The 17,232-nt window shown below is 33.0% G+C and carries 13 protein-coding genes and 1 other annotated feature; all 13 genes read left to right on the top strand.

What is annotated here, in order from left to right; genetic code table 11:
* Nucleotides 1–7: 7 nt before the first annotated feature.
* The 13 genes from dtd to HLK68_RS00190 all read left to right on the top strand — a co-directional run bounded on the left by dtd (nucleotide 8) and on the right by HLK68_RS00190 (nucleotide 17,161).
* Complete coding sequence (dtd, locus tag HLK68_RS00250; RefSeq protein ID WP_055163562.1) at nucleotides 8–448, top strand: D-aminoacyl-tRNA deacylase; 441 nt, start codon at nucleotides 8–10, stop codon at nucleotides 446–448.
* A gap of 41 nt (nucleotides 449–489) precedes the next feature.
* Nucleotides 490–701 (top strand) — a binding site (T-box leader).
* 107 nt (nucleotides 702–808) lie between these two features.
* Nucleotides 809–2,218, top strand: a complete 1,410-nt coding sequence (hisS, locus tag HLK68_RS00245) for a histidine--tRNA ligase (RefSeq protein ID WP_009606939.1) — start codon at nucleotides 809–811, stop codon at nucleotides 2,216–2,218.
* Between the two features lie 17 nt (nucleotides 2,219–2,235).
* Entirely contained in the window at nucleotides 2,236–3,993 is a 1,758-nt protein-coding gene (gene aspS / locus HLK68_RS00240) for an aspartate--tRNA ligase (RefSeq protein ID WP_132942910.1), read from the top strand.
* A 188-nt stretch (nucleotides 3,994–4,181) separates the two neighbouring features.
* The gene (locus HLK68_RS00235; RefSeq protein ID WP_006784220.1) at nucleotides 4,182–5,273 is read left to right on the top strand and encodes a phosphatidylinositol-specific phospholipase C/glycerophosphodiester phosphodiesterase family protein; all 1,092 of its coding nucleotides are present in this window, start codon (nucleotides 4,182–4,184) and stop codon (nucleotides 5,271–5,273) included.
* A complete protein-coding gene (locus HLK68_RS00230) occupies nucleotides 5,260–5,940 on the top strand; it encodes a hypothetical protein (protein ID WP_132942909.1) in 681 nt (226 codons plus the stop codon). Before HLK68_RS00235 ends, HLK68_RS00230 begins: the two co-directional genes overlap by 14 nt.
* A gap of 15 nt (nucleotides 5,941–5,955) precedes the next feature.
* Complete coding sequence (locus tag HLK68_RS00225; RefSeq protein ID WP_238843607.1) at nucleotides 5,956–8,694, top strand: LCP family glycopolymer transferase; 2,739 nt, start codon at nucleotides 5,956–5,958, stop codon at nucleotides 8,692–8,694.
* A gap of 112 nt (nucleotides 8,695–8,806) precedes the next feature.
* The gene (locus HLK68_RS00220) at nucleotides 8,807–10,327 is read left to right on the top strand and encodes a lipopolysaccharide biosynthesis protein (RefSeq protein WP_132942908.1); all 1,521 of its coding nucleotides are present in this window, start codon (nucleotides 8,807–8,809) and stop codon (nucleotides 10,325–10,327) included.
* A 183-nt stretch (nucleotides 10,328–10,510) separates the two neighbouring features.
* A complete protein-coding gene (locus HLK68_RS00215) occupies nucleotides 10,511–11,500 on the top strand; it encodes a glycosyltransferase family 2 protein (RefSeq protein ID WP_006784216.1) in 990 nt (329 codons plus the stop codon).
* 21 nt (nucleotides 11,501–11,521) lie between these two features.
* Complete coding sequence (locus tag HLK68_RS00210; protein WP_009606944.1) at nucleotides 11,522–12,496, top strand: glycosyltransferase family 2 protein; 975 nt, start codon at nucleotides 11,522–11,524, stop codon at nucleotides 12,494–12,496.
* A gap of 10 nt (nucleotides 12,497–12,506) precedes the next feature.
* Entirely contained in the window at nucleotides 12,507–13,463 is a 957-nt protein-coding gene (locus HLK68_RS00205) for a glycosyltransferase family 2 protein (protein ID WP_006784214.1), read from the top strand.
* 4 nt (nucleotides 13,464–13,467) lie between these two features.
* Nucleotides 13,468–14,643 carry a glycosyltransferase gene (locus HLK68_RS00200; RefSeq protein ID WP_229059750.1) on the top strand — a complete coding sequence of 392 codons (1,176 nt, stop codon included), beginning with the start codon at nucleotides 13,468–13,470 and terminating at the stop codon, nucleotides 14,641–14,643.
* Nucleotide 14,644: 1 nt separating this feature from the next.
* Nucleotides 14,645–16,183: an O-antigen ligase family protein gene (locus tag HLK68_RS00195; RefSeq protein WP_132942907.1), complete on the top strand. Its 1,539-nt coding sequence runs from the start codon at nucleotides 14,645–14,647 to the stop codon at nucleotides 16,181–16,183.
* A gap of 12 nt (nucleotides 16,184–16,195) precedes the next feature.
* Nucleotides 16,196–17,161: a glycosyltransferase family 2 protein gene (locus HLK68_RS00190; protein ID WP_006784211.1), complete on the top strand. Its 966-nt coding sequence runs from the start codon at nucleotides 16,196–16,198 to the stop codon at nucleotides 17,159–17,161.
* Nucleotides 17,162–17,232: the final 71 nt, after the last annotated feature.

Below are 17,232 nucleotides of genomic sequence, written 5' to 3'. Positions count from 1 at the left end.
TGTAGAAATGAAAGTAGTCGTACAACGTGCAAAATTGGCAAAAGTAATCGTTGAAGGGGAAGTTGTTGGATCGATTGATAAAGGATTATTGTTATTAGTCGGAATAACACACGAAGATACGATAAAAGATTTAGAATACTGTGCAAAAAAAGTAGCTAATTTGCGTATTTTTGAAGATAAAGATGGAAAAATGAATTTATCAGTGAAAGATATTCAAGGATCTATTTTATCTGTTTCTCAATTCACATTATATGGAGACACGCGTAAAGGGAATCGCCCAAGTTTTGTTGAAGCAGCTCGTCCTGAAGTCGCAAAAACTTTATATGACCAGTTTAATGATATCTTACGAAATATGTACCAGTTAACCGTCGAGACAGGTGTTTTTGGTGCGATGATGGATGTAGAATTTACCAATGATGGTCCGACGACTTTAATTATTGAATCTTAAGAAAAAATGTATTATAATGAAGTAAATAGTCAATAATAAAAATAAATTCGATGATCAAGAAAGAGCCTTAATCGATAACGAACTAGAGAACGGAGTCACGGCTGGAAGCTCCGACGGGTAAGTTAAGGAAAGACACTTGTGAGAAGATGTCCTGAACTTTAAGTAGGGATATCCGTAGACGGCGTTAACGTTTCAAGTGGTAGTTATTTGATAACTACAATTAAGGTGGTACCGCGTATATAACGTCCTTAGATTAAATCTAAGGACTTTTTTTATACTTAATTTTAAAAAAGTTAAGTATAACCCGTGTCCGACATCGATTATTGCTTATTATGTAAGGCTATGAAAGGAGCTAAAAGAATGAATTTTAATAAACCTAAAGGGACTTATGATGTTTTACCAAAAGATAGTGCTCGTTGGCAAAATGTTGAAAGTTTAATTCGCGAAATCTGTTCAATCTTTAATTACAAAGAAATTCGTACCCCAATGTTTGAAAGTACACAATTGTATCATCGTTCAGCCGGTGAAACATCTGATGTTGTGTCAAAGGAAACATATGATTTTAAAGACCGTGGTGACCGTATGATGACATTACGTCCGGAAGGAACAGCCGGTGTTGTACGTAGCTATATTGAAAATAAAATGTATGCGGACCAAATGGTACAAAAAATGTTTTATATTGGACCAATGTTCCGTTATGAACGTCAACAAAAAGGACGTTATCGTCAGCACATTCAATTTGGAACAGAAGTATTTGGAAGCGCGGATCCATCAATTGATGCCGAAGTTATTTCGTTAGCTGTTACTTTATATAAAGTTCTTGGACTTCGTAATATTAAAGTTAAGTTAAACTCTCTTGGAGATACTGAAAGTCGTGAAAATTATCGTGCTGCTTTACTTGCTCATTTTGAAGGGCATAAAGAAGAATTATGTGCAGATTGCCAAGTTCGATTAGAAAAAAATCCATTACGTGTTTTGGATTGTAAAGTTGATCGCAATAAAGAAATTATGCAATCAGCACCACAAATGATTGATCATTTAACTGAAGAAGATAAAGCTTACTTTATGAATGTACAAAAATATTTAAAAGCAATGGGAATTGAATATGAGTATGATGCAAGCTTAGTTCGTGGATTTGATTACTATACGCATACTATTTTTGAAATTCAAGCTGAGATTGAAGGATTTGGTTCACAAAATACATTATGTGGTGGTGGACGTTACAACAAGTTAGTAGCTGAACTTGGAGGACCAACTGTTCCTGCTATTGGATTTGGTATGGGACTTGAACGTCTATTATTAGCACTTGAAGCTGAGAATATTCAAGTAGCAGGTGAAGACGCGGTTGATTTATTCTTAATTACTCTTGGGGAAGATGCAAAAGTATTTGGATCACGTTTATTACTCGATTTACGTAGCCGTGGACTTGCTTGTGAAACAGACTATTTAGGTAAAAACTTAAAAGGTCAATTTAAACAAGCCGACCGCTATCATGCACGTTACACAGCGATTTTAGGTGATGAAGAGTTACAACATGGGATGATTAATATTAAAAATAATCAAACAGGTACACAAGAAAGTATTCCAGTAGGATTTGTTATTGACTATATTATCGAAGATCAACAACGTAACCATCAACATGGAGGATGTTGTGGTGGTGGATGCCACGATCATCAAGAAGAAGAACATGAGTGCTGTGGAGGACATGGTCATGGAGATGATCATGAGTGTTGCGGTGGAAATGGTCATGGATGCGGATGTCAACATTAAGAAGAGGTGAAAATTTTATGAATCGTACACATAATAATGGAGAATTAAGACTTGAGAATGTCGGTCAAGTAGTTGAATTAAAAGGTTGGGTTGCTAAATCTCGTAACTTAGGAGGATTAGTTTTCATTGATTTACGTGACCGTTATGGAATGACACAATTAGTGGCAAATCCAGAAACAGTTAGCCCTGAAGTACTAGAAGTGGCTAATAAAGTTCGTAATGAATATGTTATTGCCGTTAAAGGGATCGTTGCAGAACGTCAAAGTAAAAATCCAAATATGCCAACAGGGGATATTGAAGTTGTTTTAGAACAACTAACCATTATCTCAGAGGCAGAAATGACACCTTTAATCATTGCAGATGAAACAGATGCTTTAGAAGATACACGTTTAAAATATCGTTATTTAGATTTACGTCGTCCAATGATGCAAAAGAACTTTATCTTACGTCATAACATTTTAAAATCAGTTCGTAGTTATTTAGATAGTCAAGACTTTATTGAAGTTGAAACACCATATTTAAATAAATCAACACCAGAAGGAGCACGTGATTATCTAGTTCCAAGTCGTGTTCATGAAGGTGAATTCTATGCTTTACCTCAATCACCACAGATTTTCAAACAGTTATTAATGGTATCTGGATTTGAACGTTATTATCAAGTAGCACGTTGTTTCCGTGATGAAGACTTACGTGCTGACCGTCAACCTGAATTTACTCAAATTGACATCGAAACCTCATTCTTAACACAAGAAGAAATTATGAATTTAGTTGAAGAAATGTTAGTTAAGATGATGAAAGATGTTAAAGGGTTAGATACTCCGCGTCCATTCCCACGTTTAAGCTATGAAGAAGCAATGGGACGTTATGGATCAGATAAACCAGACACACGTTTTGAAATGGAATTAATACCTTTAAATCATGTTGTAGCTAACTGTGGATTCTCAGTCTTTGCAAGTACGGTTGAAGCAGGAAATGAAGTAAAAGCATTATGTGTGAAAGGCGCAGCAGAACGCTTCTCACGTAAAGACATTGATAAATTAACTGACTTTGTTAAAAAATATAAAGCTAAAGGATTAGCTTGGGTGAAAGTAGTCGAAGAAGGATTCAATGGTCCAATCGCGAAATTCTTTAATGAAGACGAAGTGGCTTCAATTAAAGCTGCTACAAATGCTGAAATTGGGGATTTATTATTATTCGTTGCTGATACAAAAGCAGTCGTAGCAGATAGCTTAGGAGCATTACGCTTACATTTAGCTAAAGAATTAGGATTAATTGATGAATCAAAATTTAACTTCTTATGGGTGATTGACTGGCCATTATTCGAATATGATGAAGAAGCTGGACGATTCTTTGCAGCACACCACCCATTCACAATGCCAAGTTTAGATACATTAGATACGTTCGATACAGATTCTCATAATGCGAAAGCTCAAGCTTACGATATCGTATTAAATGGATATGAATTAGGAGGAGGATCATTACGTATTTATCGTCCTGATATTCAATCTCGTATGTTTGAAGCATTAGGATTTACAAAAGAAGAAGCTGAAGAACAATTTGGTTTCTTAATGAATGCCTTCAAATACGGAACACCTCCACATGGTGGTTTAGCATTAGGTCTTGACCGAATCGCGATGATTTTAACAGGATCACAAAGTTTACGTGATGTGATTGCATTCCCTAAAAATGCATCGGCAACATGTCCAATGACAGAAGCACCAGGACGCGTAAGCGAGGCACAGTTAACTGAATTACACATTCAATTAAAGAAATAGAACTAAAAATCTCCTCATCATGAGGAGATTTTTTTATGTAATAGGGATTTGCTTTAATTTCAAAAAATGGTGGAATGTAATGGAAAATGTATAAAAATGTATTTTTTTACTTAATTACGATTTTCAATATTTGCATTCTTAGTTAAATAATGTACAATTAAATAGTATGTATTTAGAAGGGGGTTAGTATGAAAGAGTATATCAAAAAAAATAAGCTAATCATATTGGGCGTTTTATTGGGGATTACAGCGTGTGGATTAGCCATTTTAATTTATATGATGGATCAAACCATTAAGCAACTTGAAGAAAAAAGTCATACACAAAATACAATGTTAGATGAATATGAAGCCGTTATTACCGATTATTCAGATATGCTTTGTAAGTATGAAATGGATATTGAGCATTTAACAACCCCTATGTCTAAAGAAGAATTAGTATATATTGCTCATGCAATGGGCGGAATTGATGGGTATCCTTATACAAATTCTATTGAAGCATTTAAAGATAATTATGATAAAGGATTTAGAGTTTTCGAAGTAGACCTACTCTTTACGAGTGATGGAGAATTAGTTGCCCGTCATGAGTGGTCAGAAAGCGATTATGAGCGATTTGAACAACTCGACTTAATTGATTTATCATCGATTGAAAAAAATGAACGTGATGAATATGTTCCAACATTAGAACAATTTTTAAGTATGAAAATCAATGGTCAATATAGCCCCATGACTTTTGAAGATATCATTAAATTATTACAAGAGTATGATGATGTGGTATTTGTTACAGATACAAAATGGGCAGATGAAGACAGTGTAAAACAATCATTTACTGCTATTGTTGAACAGGTAACGGCAGTTGATGAGACTTTGTTATCTCGAATTATTCCACAACTTTATACGCTTGAAATGTTCGATATGGTAGAAGAAATTTATGAATTCGATCGTTATATCTATACCATGTATCAGGAAACTCATCGCTCGAATTATGAAGTCATTGAGTTTATTAATGAAAATGAAGAAATTGTATTTGTAACGATGCCACAATTTTTTGCTTCATTATGGGGAGATCCAAGATTTGATCTTTTAAATCAATTGCAGTATCTAAAAAAACCAATGTTCTTCCATACCATTAATGATGATGTCACACTAGAAGAATTGTTATACTATGGGGCAAGTGGTGTGTATACGGATGAATTAATTTATGAAGGCGATATGCATCAAAAAACATGTCAATATGCTTCGGTAATCAAGGAAAGAGAAGGTGAAGAAAATGAAGCTAAATAAGCTGTTAAAAGAGCCCTTTTTAGTTTTCGGGGGAATCTTTACAATCACTACAATTGTTCTTGCAGTTATTTTAATCACTCAGTTAAAAGGAGATAAAAGTACAGTAGGAAATGATGTGAATACGAATATAGGAATTATTGATGTGACCCAAGACGTTGTTGATTATACGTTACGTGAAACAGCTACAGAATATCAAAAAGAAATTTATGATGAATTAATTGAGAATCAAACAGCCTTTGAAGAGTCATGGACTCCAGAAACTGAATCAGCTTATGCAGAGTCTGTTGTTAAAAATTTCATTGCCGATTTCTTTACTTGGTCTAATAAAGGAGGACGTAACGATGTAGGTGGATTACAATTTGTGTATCCGTTATATCGTTCAGATTTTAGAAATAAAGCAGTAGATGTCTTCTATTTATATCTAGATTACTATATTGAAGAGTTCGGTGCCGATCAATTGCTAACAGTAGCAAATGTTAAGGTAACGGGGGTTGATCCTAACTATGTCTACACAATGCCAGACGGAACAGAGATGGATGGGACATATGTTTATGCAGAATGGACATATACAGATAGTGATGAGTTAGATTTATCAAAATTTCCAACAGAAACAGGATTTATTGTTGTTGAAAAAGAAAATCAATTAGTTTTAATTGAAATTCAGTAGTGGAGGTGAGGAGAAATGAGTAACTTGCAAAATATATTAAAAAAGCCGATTGTTAAGTATTTATTATTATCACTTTTAATTATTCCAATTGTCTTAAATATTGTTTATATCAATAAATATTCTGGATTCAATAGTTCTCTTCGAATCAATGTGTCGTTAATTTTAATTTTTGCCTTTTTATCTTTATTGATGTTTGGGATGTATTGTCTAAACAAAAATAAAGGGATTGGAATTTTAGTGACAAGTGTGATTGCAATTGTATCAATTATTTGTTCTTCATACTTTGGATATGTGAATATGAAAGTGTATAAATCATTAAATAATATGACAACACAAGAAACCGTGATTAACTATAGTTTAGTTTCAATGACGGATTCAAACATTAAATCATTTGATGATTTAAAAGGAAAAACAATTGGGACCTTAAATATTACTAAAGAAGAAGTTGTAGAAAGTATTAATACATTTTTAGATAAAAATGAGTTATCTGAAGAAAAAGTGAAAACATATGATATGCCATTTGATTTAATTCACGATTTATATCAAGGAGACGTTGATGCCATTATTATTGGGGATAATTATACCACGATTTTTTCCGATCAATTAGGTTATGAAAATATTTCGACAGAGACGACTGTTTTAGCCAACATCGAAACAGTTATTAAGCAAGAGGTTACAGTGGAATCAAATAAAAATTATGATTCTTTAGTTGATCAGCCATTCTCTATTTTATTAATGGGAGTTGACTCTGAAACAGAAGGATTGAATGCAAATTCACGTGCAGATTCCTTAATTTTAGCGACGGTTAATCCACAAAAATTATCTGTGACGATGACTTCAATTCCTCGTGACTCTTATGTTGAAATTCCATGTTATAACAACATGAAGGACAAAATTAACCATGCCAATAATGGTGGAACAACCTGTGTGATTGAAACAGTAGAAAATTGGTTTGATATTGATATTCCATATTACGTGAAAATTAACTTTAAAGGATTTGTTGAGTTAATCGATGCCATTGGTGGAATTTATATGTATGTTCCACAAACGATTATTGAGCAAAATAGTGATCGTAATTGGGGAGATGATATCGTATATGTTGAACAAGGATATCAAATTTTAGATGGAGAGCAGGCACTTGCTTTAGCAAGACATCGAAAAACATTAGCTAATGGCGATCTTGGACGTGCGGAAAGCCAACAAGAGGTTATTCGAGCAGCTATCAGCCAGATGTTAACTGAAATGAATTCTATTAATGAAGTATTAAAAGTCATTGAAGTGCTTGGAAATAATATTGAAACAAATATCTCAATGAATCAAATTACATCGTCATTCCAATATGCATTAGATACAGTAACAAGTTATGGAAGTAACAATCCAATGAATTACATTCATTTTAAAAATATGGTTATTAGTGCCACTTTCGGTAATGTTTATAACGAATTTCGTGGAGATATTTTAAATTATGCCTTTCCATTTGATGGAGCAGTTGCAGATGCTAAAAAAAATATGTTAATTAACTTAGAAGAAATTCAACCTGAAATAAAGTATACATTTAGCTATACACCATTTTCACCACATTATGGTGTGACATGGGTACAGTCATGGTATAATGAAGCATCACCTGATATTCCAGAAATGCCAGAATTAGTTCCAGATTTTGTTTCTGAAGGATGGGTATTAAGCGAAGTAACGTCTTGGGCAAAACAAAATGGGATCAGTATCGATGTGAATTATGTTGAAGAGGGAGATAGTGGTTATATCTCATCTGCTGCCAATAATCAAGTTATTTATCAAAGTGTTAAAGCAAATACGATTGCGTCTAAAGTATCATCTATTTCAGTAAGTGTGATTAAAAAAGGATTAGATTGTACAGATTCAGCTAATCAAAATGCTGAAGAGTGTCGCAGTATGATGCCTGATATGGTAGGCGGGAAGTATACAGCACAAATGGCTCAAAACTGGGCATCTTCAGCAGGCGTTCCGATTACGATTAATAAAATTTCGTGGTCAGATTCAGGATATGATCCATCCAAAGCGGGGTATGTGACGTCTCAAAGTGTTAAAGCTTATACGAAAAAAGATAGTATTAGTAGTTTAACAGTAACCGTGATGGATTATATTACGGTACCAGATTTCAATGCTTTAGGTTGGTCAAAAGACCAAATTAATAATTGGGCAAATAAAGTATCCGTTAAAGTTAACTTTACAGATGATAAGTTCTCTTCTGTATCAGCGGGATTTTGGGTATCTGATGTTTCTGCTGGAACAGTGATTAATGCGAATTCTTCAATTAATGTATATAAATCTAAAGGAGTCGCATCAGTGACACTAGATAATTATGTTGGCAAAACATACGAAGAGTTCGTTTCGTATATTAGTCAGAAAAACGCCGAATTAGGACTTTCAATTACAGTTTCAAAACAAGAGCAGTATAGCGCAACGGTTACAAAAGGAGCGATTATTTCTTATTCACCTGGAGTAGGTCAAAGCGTAAGTTCAGGTCATATTACTGTTGTTGTTTCATTAGGTGTTGAACCTACACCAGATCCAACACCGACACCGGATCCAACACCGACACCGGATCCAACACCGACACCGGATCCAACACCGACACCGGATCCAACACCAACACCGGATCCAACACCAACACCTGATCCAGAACCTGAGGTACCGGCTCCAAATTTCTGTGATGAGAATCCAGATGATCCACTTTGTGTGAGTACAGAGCAACCATCAGCGCCACAATCTTAGTTAAAATATTAATACTTAAATCAAAAAGGTGTATCCTAATGACGATACACCTTTTTATTAAATTATGTCTTTCTAGTCAAATAAAAGGAAAGATTGTGTTAGGAGTGATGAGATGAGAACGAAACATTCGTTTTTTAATATGCTAGCAACAACAATTCCAAATTTAATTTTACCTATTTTAGGTTTTGTTAAATTTAGTTTATTTTCTAGTATCTATGGTAGTTCAATTAACGGACTTTATTCGACATTATTACAAATTATGGCTGTTTTAAATCTAGTTGAAGGTGGATTTGGAATGGCATTTCAGCAAATATTATATAAACCCTTGGCTGATAAAAATCATAAAAAGGTAACCGAATTATATAATGGGGCTGTCTATTTATTTAGATGGATGGGAATTATCATTTTAGTGCTTGGAACAATTATAGGAATTGTTTCTCCGCTATTTATTAGTAAAGCGGATCCGATTCCAAGTGGGACGATCTACTTGATTTATTTCTTATTATTGATTCCAGTGGTGATTTCTTACTTTTTAATGGGACCGAATATTGTCGTTCAATCTGATCAACAATATTATAAAATTAATATCGGAATTCAATTCATTACGTTTATTCGCTCTGTTTTAGTCGTTGTGCTTGCGTTACTGAAAGTAGATTTAGCGATTGTTTTATTAGTCGATGGACTTTTAACCATTGCAACATATGTTTATTCTAGACAGAAATCTCTTAAGTTATATCCTTATTTAAAGAATAATCATGAAGAACGTGACTTATCAGCTCTTGAAAATACAAAACATGTCTTTGCACATAAAATTTCGGGTGTGGTCTTAAGTAATACGGATCCTATTTTATTAAGTGTCTTTGTTGCTACTTCAGTGACGAATATTTATAATGCTTATAATTTAATTTGCTCAAGTTTACAAAAGATTTTATTTAGCATTGTGCAAGCGCCAATTGATAGTTTTGGAAATTTATTTTCAAATGAGAATGAAGAACATAAATATGCAACATTTTTGGAATATACGAATTTTGCCTTTTTCTTAAGTTCAGTGATTTGTAGTATTTTATTTGTTGTCATGAGAGATTTTATGATGTTATGGATGAAAGAGGAGCAATATATTCTTTCATTATTCGCAGTCTTGTTATTTAGTGTAAATTTATTTTATTTGGTGTCAAGAGAACCATTATTAGTTGTTAGAAATGTGAATGGTTTATTTAAAGAGACTAAAAAAATTGCTTACATCACTGCAATAGCTAATCTATTAATTTCTCTAGTATTAATTAAAAACTTTGGAATTACTGGGATTTTATTAGGAACATTCTTGTCTCAGTTTATTTTTGATTTCTTTATGACAGTCAATTTAGTTTATCCACGTGTTTTTAACTTATCACCTTGGTATTATTATCGTCTGGTTCTTGGACGAATAGGGATTATGTTTGTGATTGGATCCATTTCTTATATGGGATGGAAGTTAGTATTCTCATCAGGAACGTCATCAATTTTAGTTTGGTTCCTAGGATCGGCCGTTTTAGGTACCATTGTTTTAATAGCTCATAGCATCTTATATTTTGTATTCTTTAATGAATTTAGATTATTTGTTAATCGTGCAAAGCGAATTGTATTAAAAAAATAAACAATTGTAAAAAGTGTGTCGAAATCTCGATGCGCTTTTTTTGTTTATATTTCCATTGGAATTAAATTATGATATGATAAATGTGACTATTTCTGTTCAAATATGGTTACAACTATAGAATAAATATCTTTTTTAATATAGTCGAATTTTAGATGAAAATGAGCTAAAGTAGGTGTAAACCCCGTGAGTCAAATTAGTGTTATCATTCCTGCGTATAATGTCGCAAAATATATTGATAAATGTTTTAAAAGTTTGGTCACTCAAACATTCAAAGATTTCGAAGTGATAGTGATCAATGATGGTTCTACAGATGAGACCTTAACTTTAATTAGAGAATGGGAGCAAAAGGATTCTCGTTTTAAAGTGATGGATAAGCAAAATGAAGGGGTTGGAAAAACACGAAACTTAGGATTAAGTTTATCGAGTGCTCCCTATGTTATTTTTATTGATCCAGATGATTATCTACATGAAGAAATGTTAGAAAAATTATATGAAGGAATCCGTTTATCTGATGCTTCAGTGGCCATTTGTGAGTATTATGATTGTTATGAAGATTCAAGTGAACAATTTGCTATTTCATTACCAAAATTTGAATCTGAGACGATTGATTTAATGAATCACAAAGAGATTCTGTTTAAAATTAATCCTGCTCCTTGGAATAAACTTATTAAAAAAGAAATTTTAACGGCTAATCAACTACTATTTCCAACAAACTATCGAAGTGAAGATTTAGCCTTTACGTTGATGCTATTAGCACATTGTGAGAAAATCGCGATGATTAATCAACCCTTATATTATTATTTAGCTAATCGTTTAAATAATGTTTCAAGTGCGTATGATGAAAGAATTTTACATACATTATTAGCATTGGAAGCTAGTATCAATTATTATAAAAAACTAAATAAATTCAAAACGTTTGAAGATGAATTAGAGATGGTTTGTATTAATCAAGCCCTTTATGAATTACAAAAAGTCATTCATATTAAAGATTCATCATTAGCACTTAAAATTATGAATGAGTTTTATGATTATTTACAGCAAGAATTTAAAGGCTGGACAAATAATAAATATTATCAACAACAAAAAGCGAATCAATCAATTAAAGAAAAATTAAGAGCTTCAATCTATGAGTCAAAAATGACATTAAAGTTATTTTATAAATTTAAATCTTAGTTTAGTCAGGTGGTGAAAAAAGTGGTAAAAGTAAGTATTATCCTTCCAGTCTATAATGTGGAGCAGTTTTTACCAAGATGTTTAGATTCGATTGTGAATCAAACATTAAAAGAAATAGAATGCATTGTTGTAAATGATGGAAGTCCAGATCAATCTCAACAAATTATTGATGAGTATGTCAAAAAATACCCTCATTTATTTAAACCATTAATTAAAGAAAATGGTGGGTTAAGTGATGCTAGAAATTATGCTTTATCTTATGTACGTGGGGAGTATATTGGTTTTGTTGATAGCGATGATTGGATTGAGCCAATGATGTATGAGAAACTATATCAAAAAGCAAAGGAAGAGAATGCTGATTTGGTTGTATCTGACTTTTTAATGGAATGGGAAGACCGTGGTGTTTCAAATTATATTCAAGGATTGCGTCAACAAGCGGATAATCCCTTTAAAAATTTATTGTTAAGTCCTGCATCAGCTTGGAATAAGCTTTATAAGACGGAGCTGTTTACAAAGACAAATATTCGTTATCCCAAAGGATTATGGTATGAAGATTTAGCGACGACCGCTAAATTTATGCCAAAATGTCATCATATTGCATATGTCAATGAAGCCTTTGTTCATTACATTCAACGTGAAGGGTCTATTATGTCGACAGTTAATCCAAAAGTTTTAGATATTTATAAAGCGATTGATTCGATAGAGTCGTATTATAAGCAGCAAGGAATTTTTGACGAGTACATGGAAGAGTTAGCCTATTTATCAATTGAAAATCTAGCTTTATTTAGTTGTCTGCGCTTTTTAAAACTTGAAGATGGAGAAACATATATTAAAGAGGCTATTGACCATATGAATCGTCATTATCCTGGATGGTTAAGTAATCAATATTTAAGTTGTTTATCGAAGAAAGATCGTTTTATCTTAAAATTGCTTGGGCATAAACAAATTAAATTATTGAAGAGTTTTATTTTTATCAAGCAGAAATTATTGAAATAGGTGTGATAACGTGATAGCAAAATTAAGTGTGATTGTCCCAATTTATAATGTTGAGAAGTATTTAGATAAATGTTTAGCTTCACTTGTTAATCAAACGATGAAGGAGATTGAGATTATTTGTGTGAATGATGGAAGTACGGATCATTCGCAAGATATCGTAGAGGAGTATCAAAAGAAATTTCCCGGGAAAATCATTGGATTGATGAAAAAGAATGGTGGCTTAGCAGATGCTAGAAATTATGGATTAGCACATGCAAATGGGGATTATGTTGCCTTTATTGATAGTGATGACTGGGTAGAGGCAGATATGTTTAAGGTTATGTATCAGCAAGTCGTAAAGAAGCAAGCTGATGTCGTTGTTTGTGATATGCAGTATGTGTATGAATCAGGTGAGACAAAGTTTGTTCCAGGAGGAGAGTTTACTGAAACGAATGTTTCAAATGATCCTTTAATCATTACTATTAATAATAGTGCGTGTAATAAACTGTTTAAACGTTCATTATTTGATGATGTTAAGTTTCCAAAAGGATTATGGTATGAAGATTTAGGATGTGTTCCGATCGTATTAGCCAAGGCGAATAAAATCGTCAAAGTTAATCATGTTTTTTATAACTATTTTCAACGTGCGGGCTCTATTATGCATACACCTTCTGATAAAATTTTTGATATCTATCGTGCTCTTGATTTAGTCAAGTCTTACGTTGTCAAAAATAAAATTCCTTGTCTTGATGAGGTTAATTATATGTTTGTCGAGCATGGGGCTAAATTAACGACGCAACGCATTAGAGAGTATCAAAATGGACGTGAAGTATTTTTAAATCAGAATATTACCACTTTAAGTAGTAAATATCCAAAATGGATCAAGAATAAGTATATTAATACTTATAGTAAGAAAGAGAAAGTTTTAATGTATTTATTGTATTTACGTCAATTTAAACTAGTGTTATGGTTATATGATCGGAAGTGAGAAAATGTCAAAAAGAATTTTAATTGTTAATGATGAGATGGTCGTTGGCGGAGTAGCACGTGTTTTGAATAATTTATTGACAACACTTGTTAAGACGACAGATTATGAAATAGATTTACTTGTCCTTCATAAGCATGGTGAGATGCTAAAGGGTGTGCCGAAAGAAGTGCGAGTCTTAGAAGGCTCTAAATTTTTTAGTGTCATTGATTTACCCCTCGGACAGTTAATTAAATCTAAAAATTTAGCTTTGATAGCTAGAAAACTATATCTGGTTTTCTTAATGAAGGCCGGAATGATTGGAAATAAAATTAAGCGTGAACGAAAAAAAATGAAACTTGATTCTTATGATGTTGAGATTGCTTTTAAAGAAGGTTTTTGTACAATTTTTGTTGCCAATGGAAATAGTAAGAAAAAAGTAAATTGGGTTCATTTAGATTATAAAGTTCAAAATTTCTCATCTAATTACATGCCATTGCTTAAGAAGACGTTATCCTTAATGGATGAGCAAGTCGCAGTATCAAAGGTTGCTGCGGCTTCCTATCAAGAAGTATTTGAATTAAGCAAACCTGTTAAAGTGATTCATAATATTATTCAAGAAGACTTAATTAAGCAAAAATACAATGTGGAGATTGATGAAACTCGTTCGACATTTTTTAAACAAGAAGCTTTGACATTTATCAGTGTGGGGCGATTAGTAGATCAAAAAGGATATGATCGCTTACTCGAGATCCATCATCGACTCATACAAGAAGGCTTATTGCATCATATTATGATTATTGGTGGTGGAGAGGATGAAGCAGTTTTAAAACAAAAAATTAAGGCTTATCAAGTTGAGGAGACGTTTAAGCTAATTGGTTATCGTGAAAATCCATTTCCATATTTTAAACTTGCCGATTGTTTCTTATTGCCATCACGTTATGAAGGATTGCCAACCGTTGTATTTGAATCTTTACTTTGTTTGACACCTGTGTTAGCAACAAAGGTGGCCGGTATTGAAGAGCAGTTGAAAAATAATGAATATGGGATTGTTGTTGATAACAATGAAAACTCCTTCTATGAAGGGATGAAAGACTTAATTAAACATCCAGAGCAGCTCAATGTGATGGAAGCACACTTGTTGACGTATCATTATCATAATAACCAAATCGTCGAGCAGATTAAAGAGATTGTGGAGGAGTAGTATGTTAAATCAATTAAAATCGATGATTAAAAGTCCAAGTTTTTATGGGATTTTAGTCTTTATTTTTTTAGTGATTCAGCCATTGGTTGATTTAGATTATTTATTGAATGATTTTTTAAAGCAATATCATTTAATTGTTCCATCAACGATTGTTAGATTTCTTATTTTGCCGTTGCTTGCAGTAGGGGCCTTTATTTTGGTTGACAAGCATAAGAAGCGTACGTTTATTGGGGCCGCTATTATCGCAATCATTTGGATAGCTTATGTTGTTTTACATTTTATTTCAACGAAAAATTTAGATTTATTCTTGCCTGCTAATTATCAGTTTTTAACGGGAATTGAGTTGAAGTATATTTTAACCATGACATTACCATTTGTTTTGATGTATGTTGTTTGGATGGCCAACTTTAGTGAAAAATCATTTAATCGCGTCATCTTATGTGTTTCTACGTTCGTTTGTGGTGTGATTTTTATCACAGATTTATTGGCCATTTCAAAAGGAAGTTATGGTGGGTACACGCAATCAAGTTTTATTTCTTGGTTTATGGGGGGATATGAACAGTATAAGGCCACTCAGTTAACATCAAAGGGATTTTTCCAAGAAGCAAATGTCATCGGAGCTTTATTGTTTACGTTACTCCCTTTGCTCTATAAGGTCCTATATGAAGTTAAACGTAAGTGGCCAGTCATGATTTTAATTGTGATTCATTCTCTTTGCATGATGATTGTTGGAACTCGTGTGGCAACCCTTGGTACTATTGCCGTTGCTGTGATTGCATTTATTGGCTATCTCATTATTTTGCTTTTAAAGCAAGGACGTCTTCAAGTCGTTTCACTTGCCTTTATGGCCTTTATGATTGCATTTTGTAGTCTTGTCTTCCCTTATTCTCCAGCTATTAAACATCAACAAGAGAATGCCGTGCAGATTCAAAGTAATCGTGAGGATAATCAAGTGATACCAGACTTATCGAGTGGTCTAGAAGGGATGGAAGGAGATTCATTTGAATATAATTGGGCTTTAATTAATATCGTTCGTAATAATGCTTGGTTGATTGGAATGCCTGCTTATTATGATTATATTTATGAAATTGAATTTGACCCTGTTTTCTGGAAGCATGTTTTAGAGCAACCTTTTGAAGTACGTACAGATGGACGCGATTTACAGAAATTATTTGCAGAGTATAAGTGGGACATGTTAACGCCTAAACAAAAATTATTTGGGACAAGTTATTCAACGGTTAGCCAAGGTGGTTTTATTATTGAACAAGATTTCCTACGTCAATACTATACGCTTGGAATTTTAGGGGCCATCATCTTTACAGGTCCATACCTTGTGTTAATGGCAGCATGTGGAGTTAATATGCTACGTCGCTTTAAATCGATGGTAACATTTGAAAATGGGATGTTACTGGTTTCGGTTGGAGCAGGACTTGGAGCAGCTTATTATAGTGGACATGTATTAGATACGTTATTAACAAGCTTCTTTATTGCATTTAGTTTAATTACTCTATTTCAAAAAACTTTGAAGAAAGTGGATTAAGGGTGTGACGATATGCCGAAAGTAAGTATTATTGTTCCAGTATATAATGTTGAAAAGTATTTAGAAAAGTGTTTAGATTCTTTAGTGAATCAGACACTTCAAGATATTGAAATTATTGTGGTGAATGATTCAACTCCTGATGATTCTCAAATCATTATTGATCATTATGTAAAACAATATCCTCATCTCATTAAAAGCTATATTAAGCCAAACGGTGGAATCGCTGATACTCGTAATTTTGGGATTTCTAAAGTGACGGGAGAGTATTTTGGGTTTGTTGATAGTGATGATTATGTAGAGTTAACAATGTTTGAAAAAATGTATGAAGAGGCGATTAAAAAAGATGCTGATTTAGTCTCTTGTAATTTTTATTGGGAGTATCCTGATAAATTAGTACAAGCAACTGATGGGCCATTTAAAGATAACCGTGAGTATATGACGGAGATGATTGCGACACTTTGGACTAAAATTTATAAAACAAGTTGGTTTAATTCACTCGATATTAAGTTTCCAACGGGGCTTCGCTATGAAGATTCTTCTCTTTTAATTCGATTAGCGCCACATATCAGACGTTTTGGATTTGTTGGAGAACCGTTTGTTTATTACGTTCAACGCACAGGATCGATTACACATACTCATAATCATCGTGTGCGTGATATGTTAGAGGTCTTTTCAGGAATTTATGATTATTTTAAACAACATGATTTGATTGAATCTTATCATGAAGAATTAGAATATTTGTTTATTAAATATTTTTTAGGAAGTTCATTTTTGCGAGCGGCACAAATTAAAGATAAGACAGAACGAAAGTATGTGTTATCAAATGGGTGGAAATTGTTGAATGAAACTTTTCCAAATTGGAAGAAAAATCACTATTTAAATAAAAAGAAAGATAAGAAGCATCTTTACTTTAGAATGATGAATTCGTTCTCTTATTGGGGATTTGCAAAAGTCTTTTCAGTTATAAAAAGGGGATAGGATAAAAAGATTTGCCCGAAGACGGGCAATCTTTTTTCTTATGTCCATCTATTTTGCAAGAGTTTTGAAAT

The sequence above is a fragment of the Turicibacter sanguinis genome, assembly GCF_013046825.1.
Classification (GTDB): Bacteria; Bacillota_I; Bacilli_A; order MOL361; family Turicibacteraceae; genus Turicibacter; species Turicibacter sanguinis.
The sequence above is the reverse complement of the archived record's forward strand: the minus strand, read 5'-3'. Positions and strand labels throughout refer to the sequence as shown.

Coding starts and splice junctions, on each gene's coding strand:
- dtd (WP_055163562.1), top strand. CDS start 8: ATGAAAGTAGTCGTACAACGTGCAAAATTGGCAAAAGTAATCGTTGAA.
- hisS (WP_009606939.1), top strand. CDS start 809: ATGAATTTTAATAAACCTAAAGGGACTTATGATGTTTTACCAAAAGAT.
- aspS (WP_132942910.1), top strand. CDS start 2,236: ATGAATCGTACACATAATAATGGAGAATTAAGACTTGAGAATGTCGGT.
- HLK68_RS00235 (WP_006784220.1), top strand. CDS start 4,182: ATGAAAGAGTATATCAAAAAAAATAAGCTAATCATATTGGGCGTTTTA.
- HLK68_RS00230 (WP_132942909.1), top strand. CDS start 5,260: ATGAAGCTAAATAAGCTGTTAAAAGAGCCCTTTTTAGTTTTCGGGGGA.
- HLK68_RS00225 (WP_238843607.1), top strand. CDS start 5,956: ATGAGTAACTTGCAAAATATATTAAAAAAGCCGATTGTTAAGTATTTA.
- HLK68_RS00220 (WP_132942908.1), top strand. CDS start 8,807: ATGAGAACGAAACATTCGTTTTTTAATATGCTAGCAACAACAATTCCA.
- HLK68_RS00200 (WP_229059750.1), top strand. CDS start 13,468: ATGTCAAAAAGAATTTTAATTGTTAATGATGAGATGGTCGTTGGCGGA.
- HLK68_RS00195 (WP_132942907.1), top strand. CDS start 14,645: ATGTTAAATCAATTAAAATCGATGATTAAAAGTCCAAGTTTTTATGGG.
- HLK68_RS00190 (WP_006784211.1), top strand. CDS start 16,196: ATGCCGAAAGTAAGTATTATTGTTCCAGTATATAATGTTGAAAAGTAT.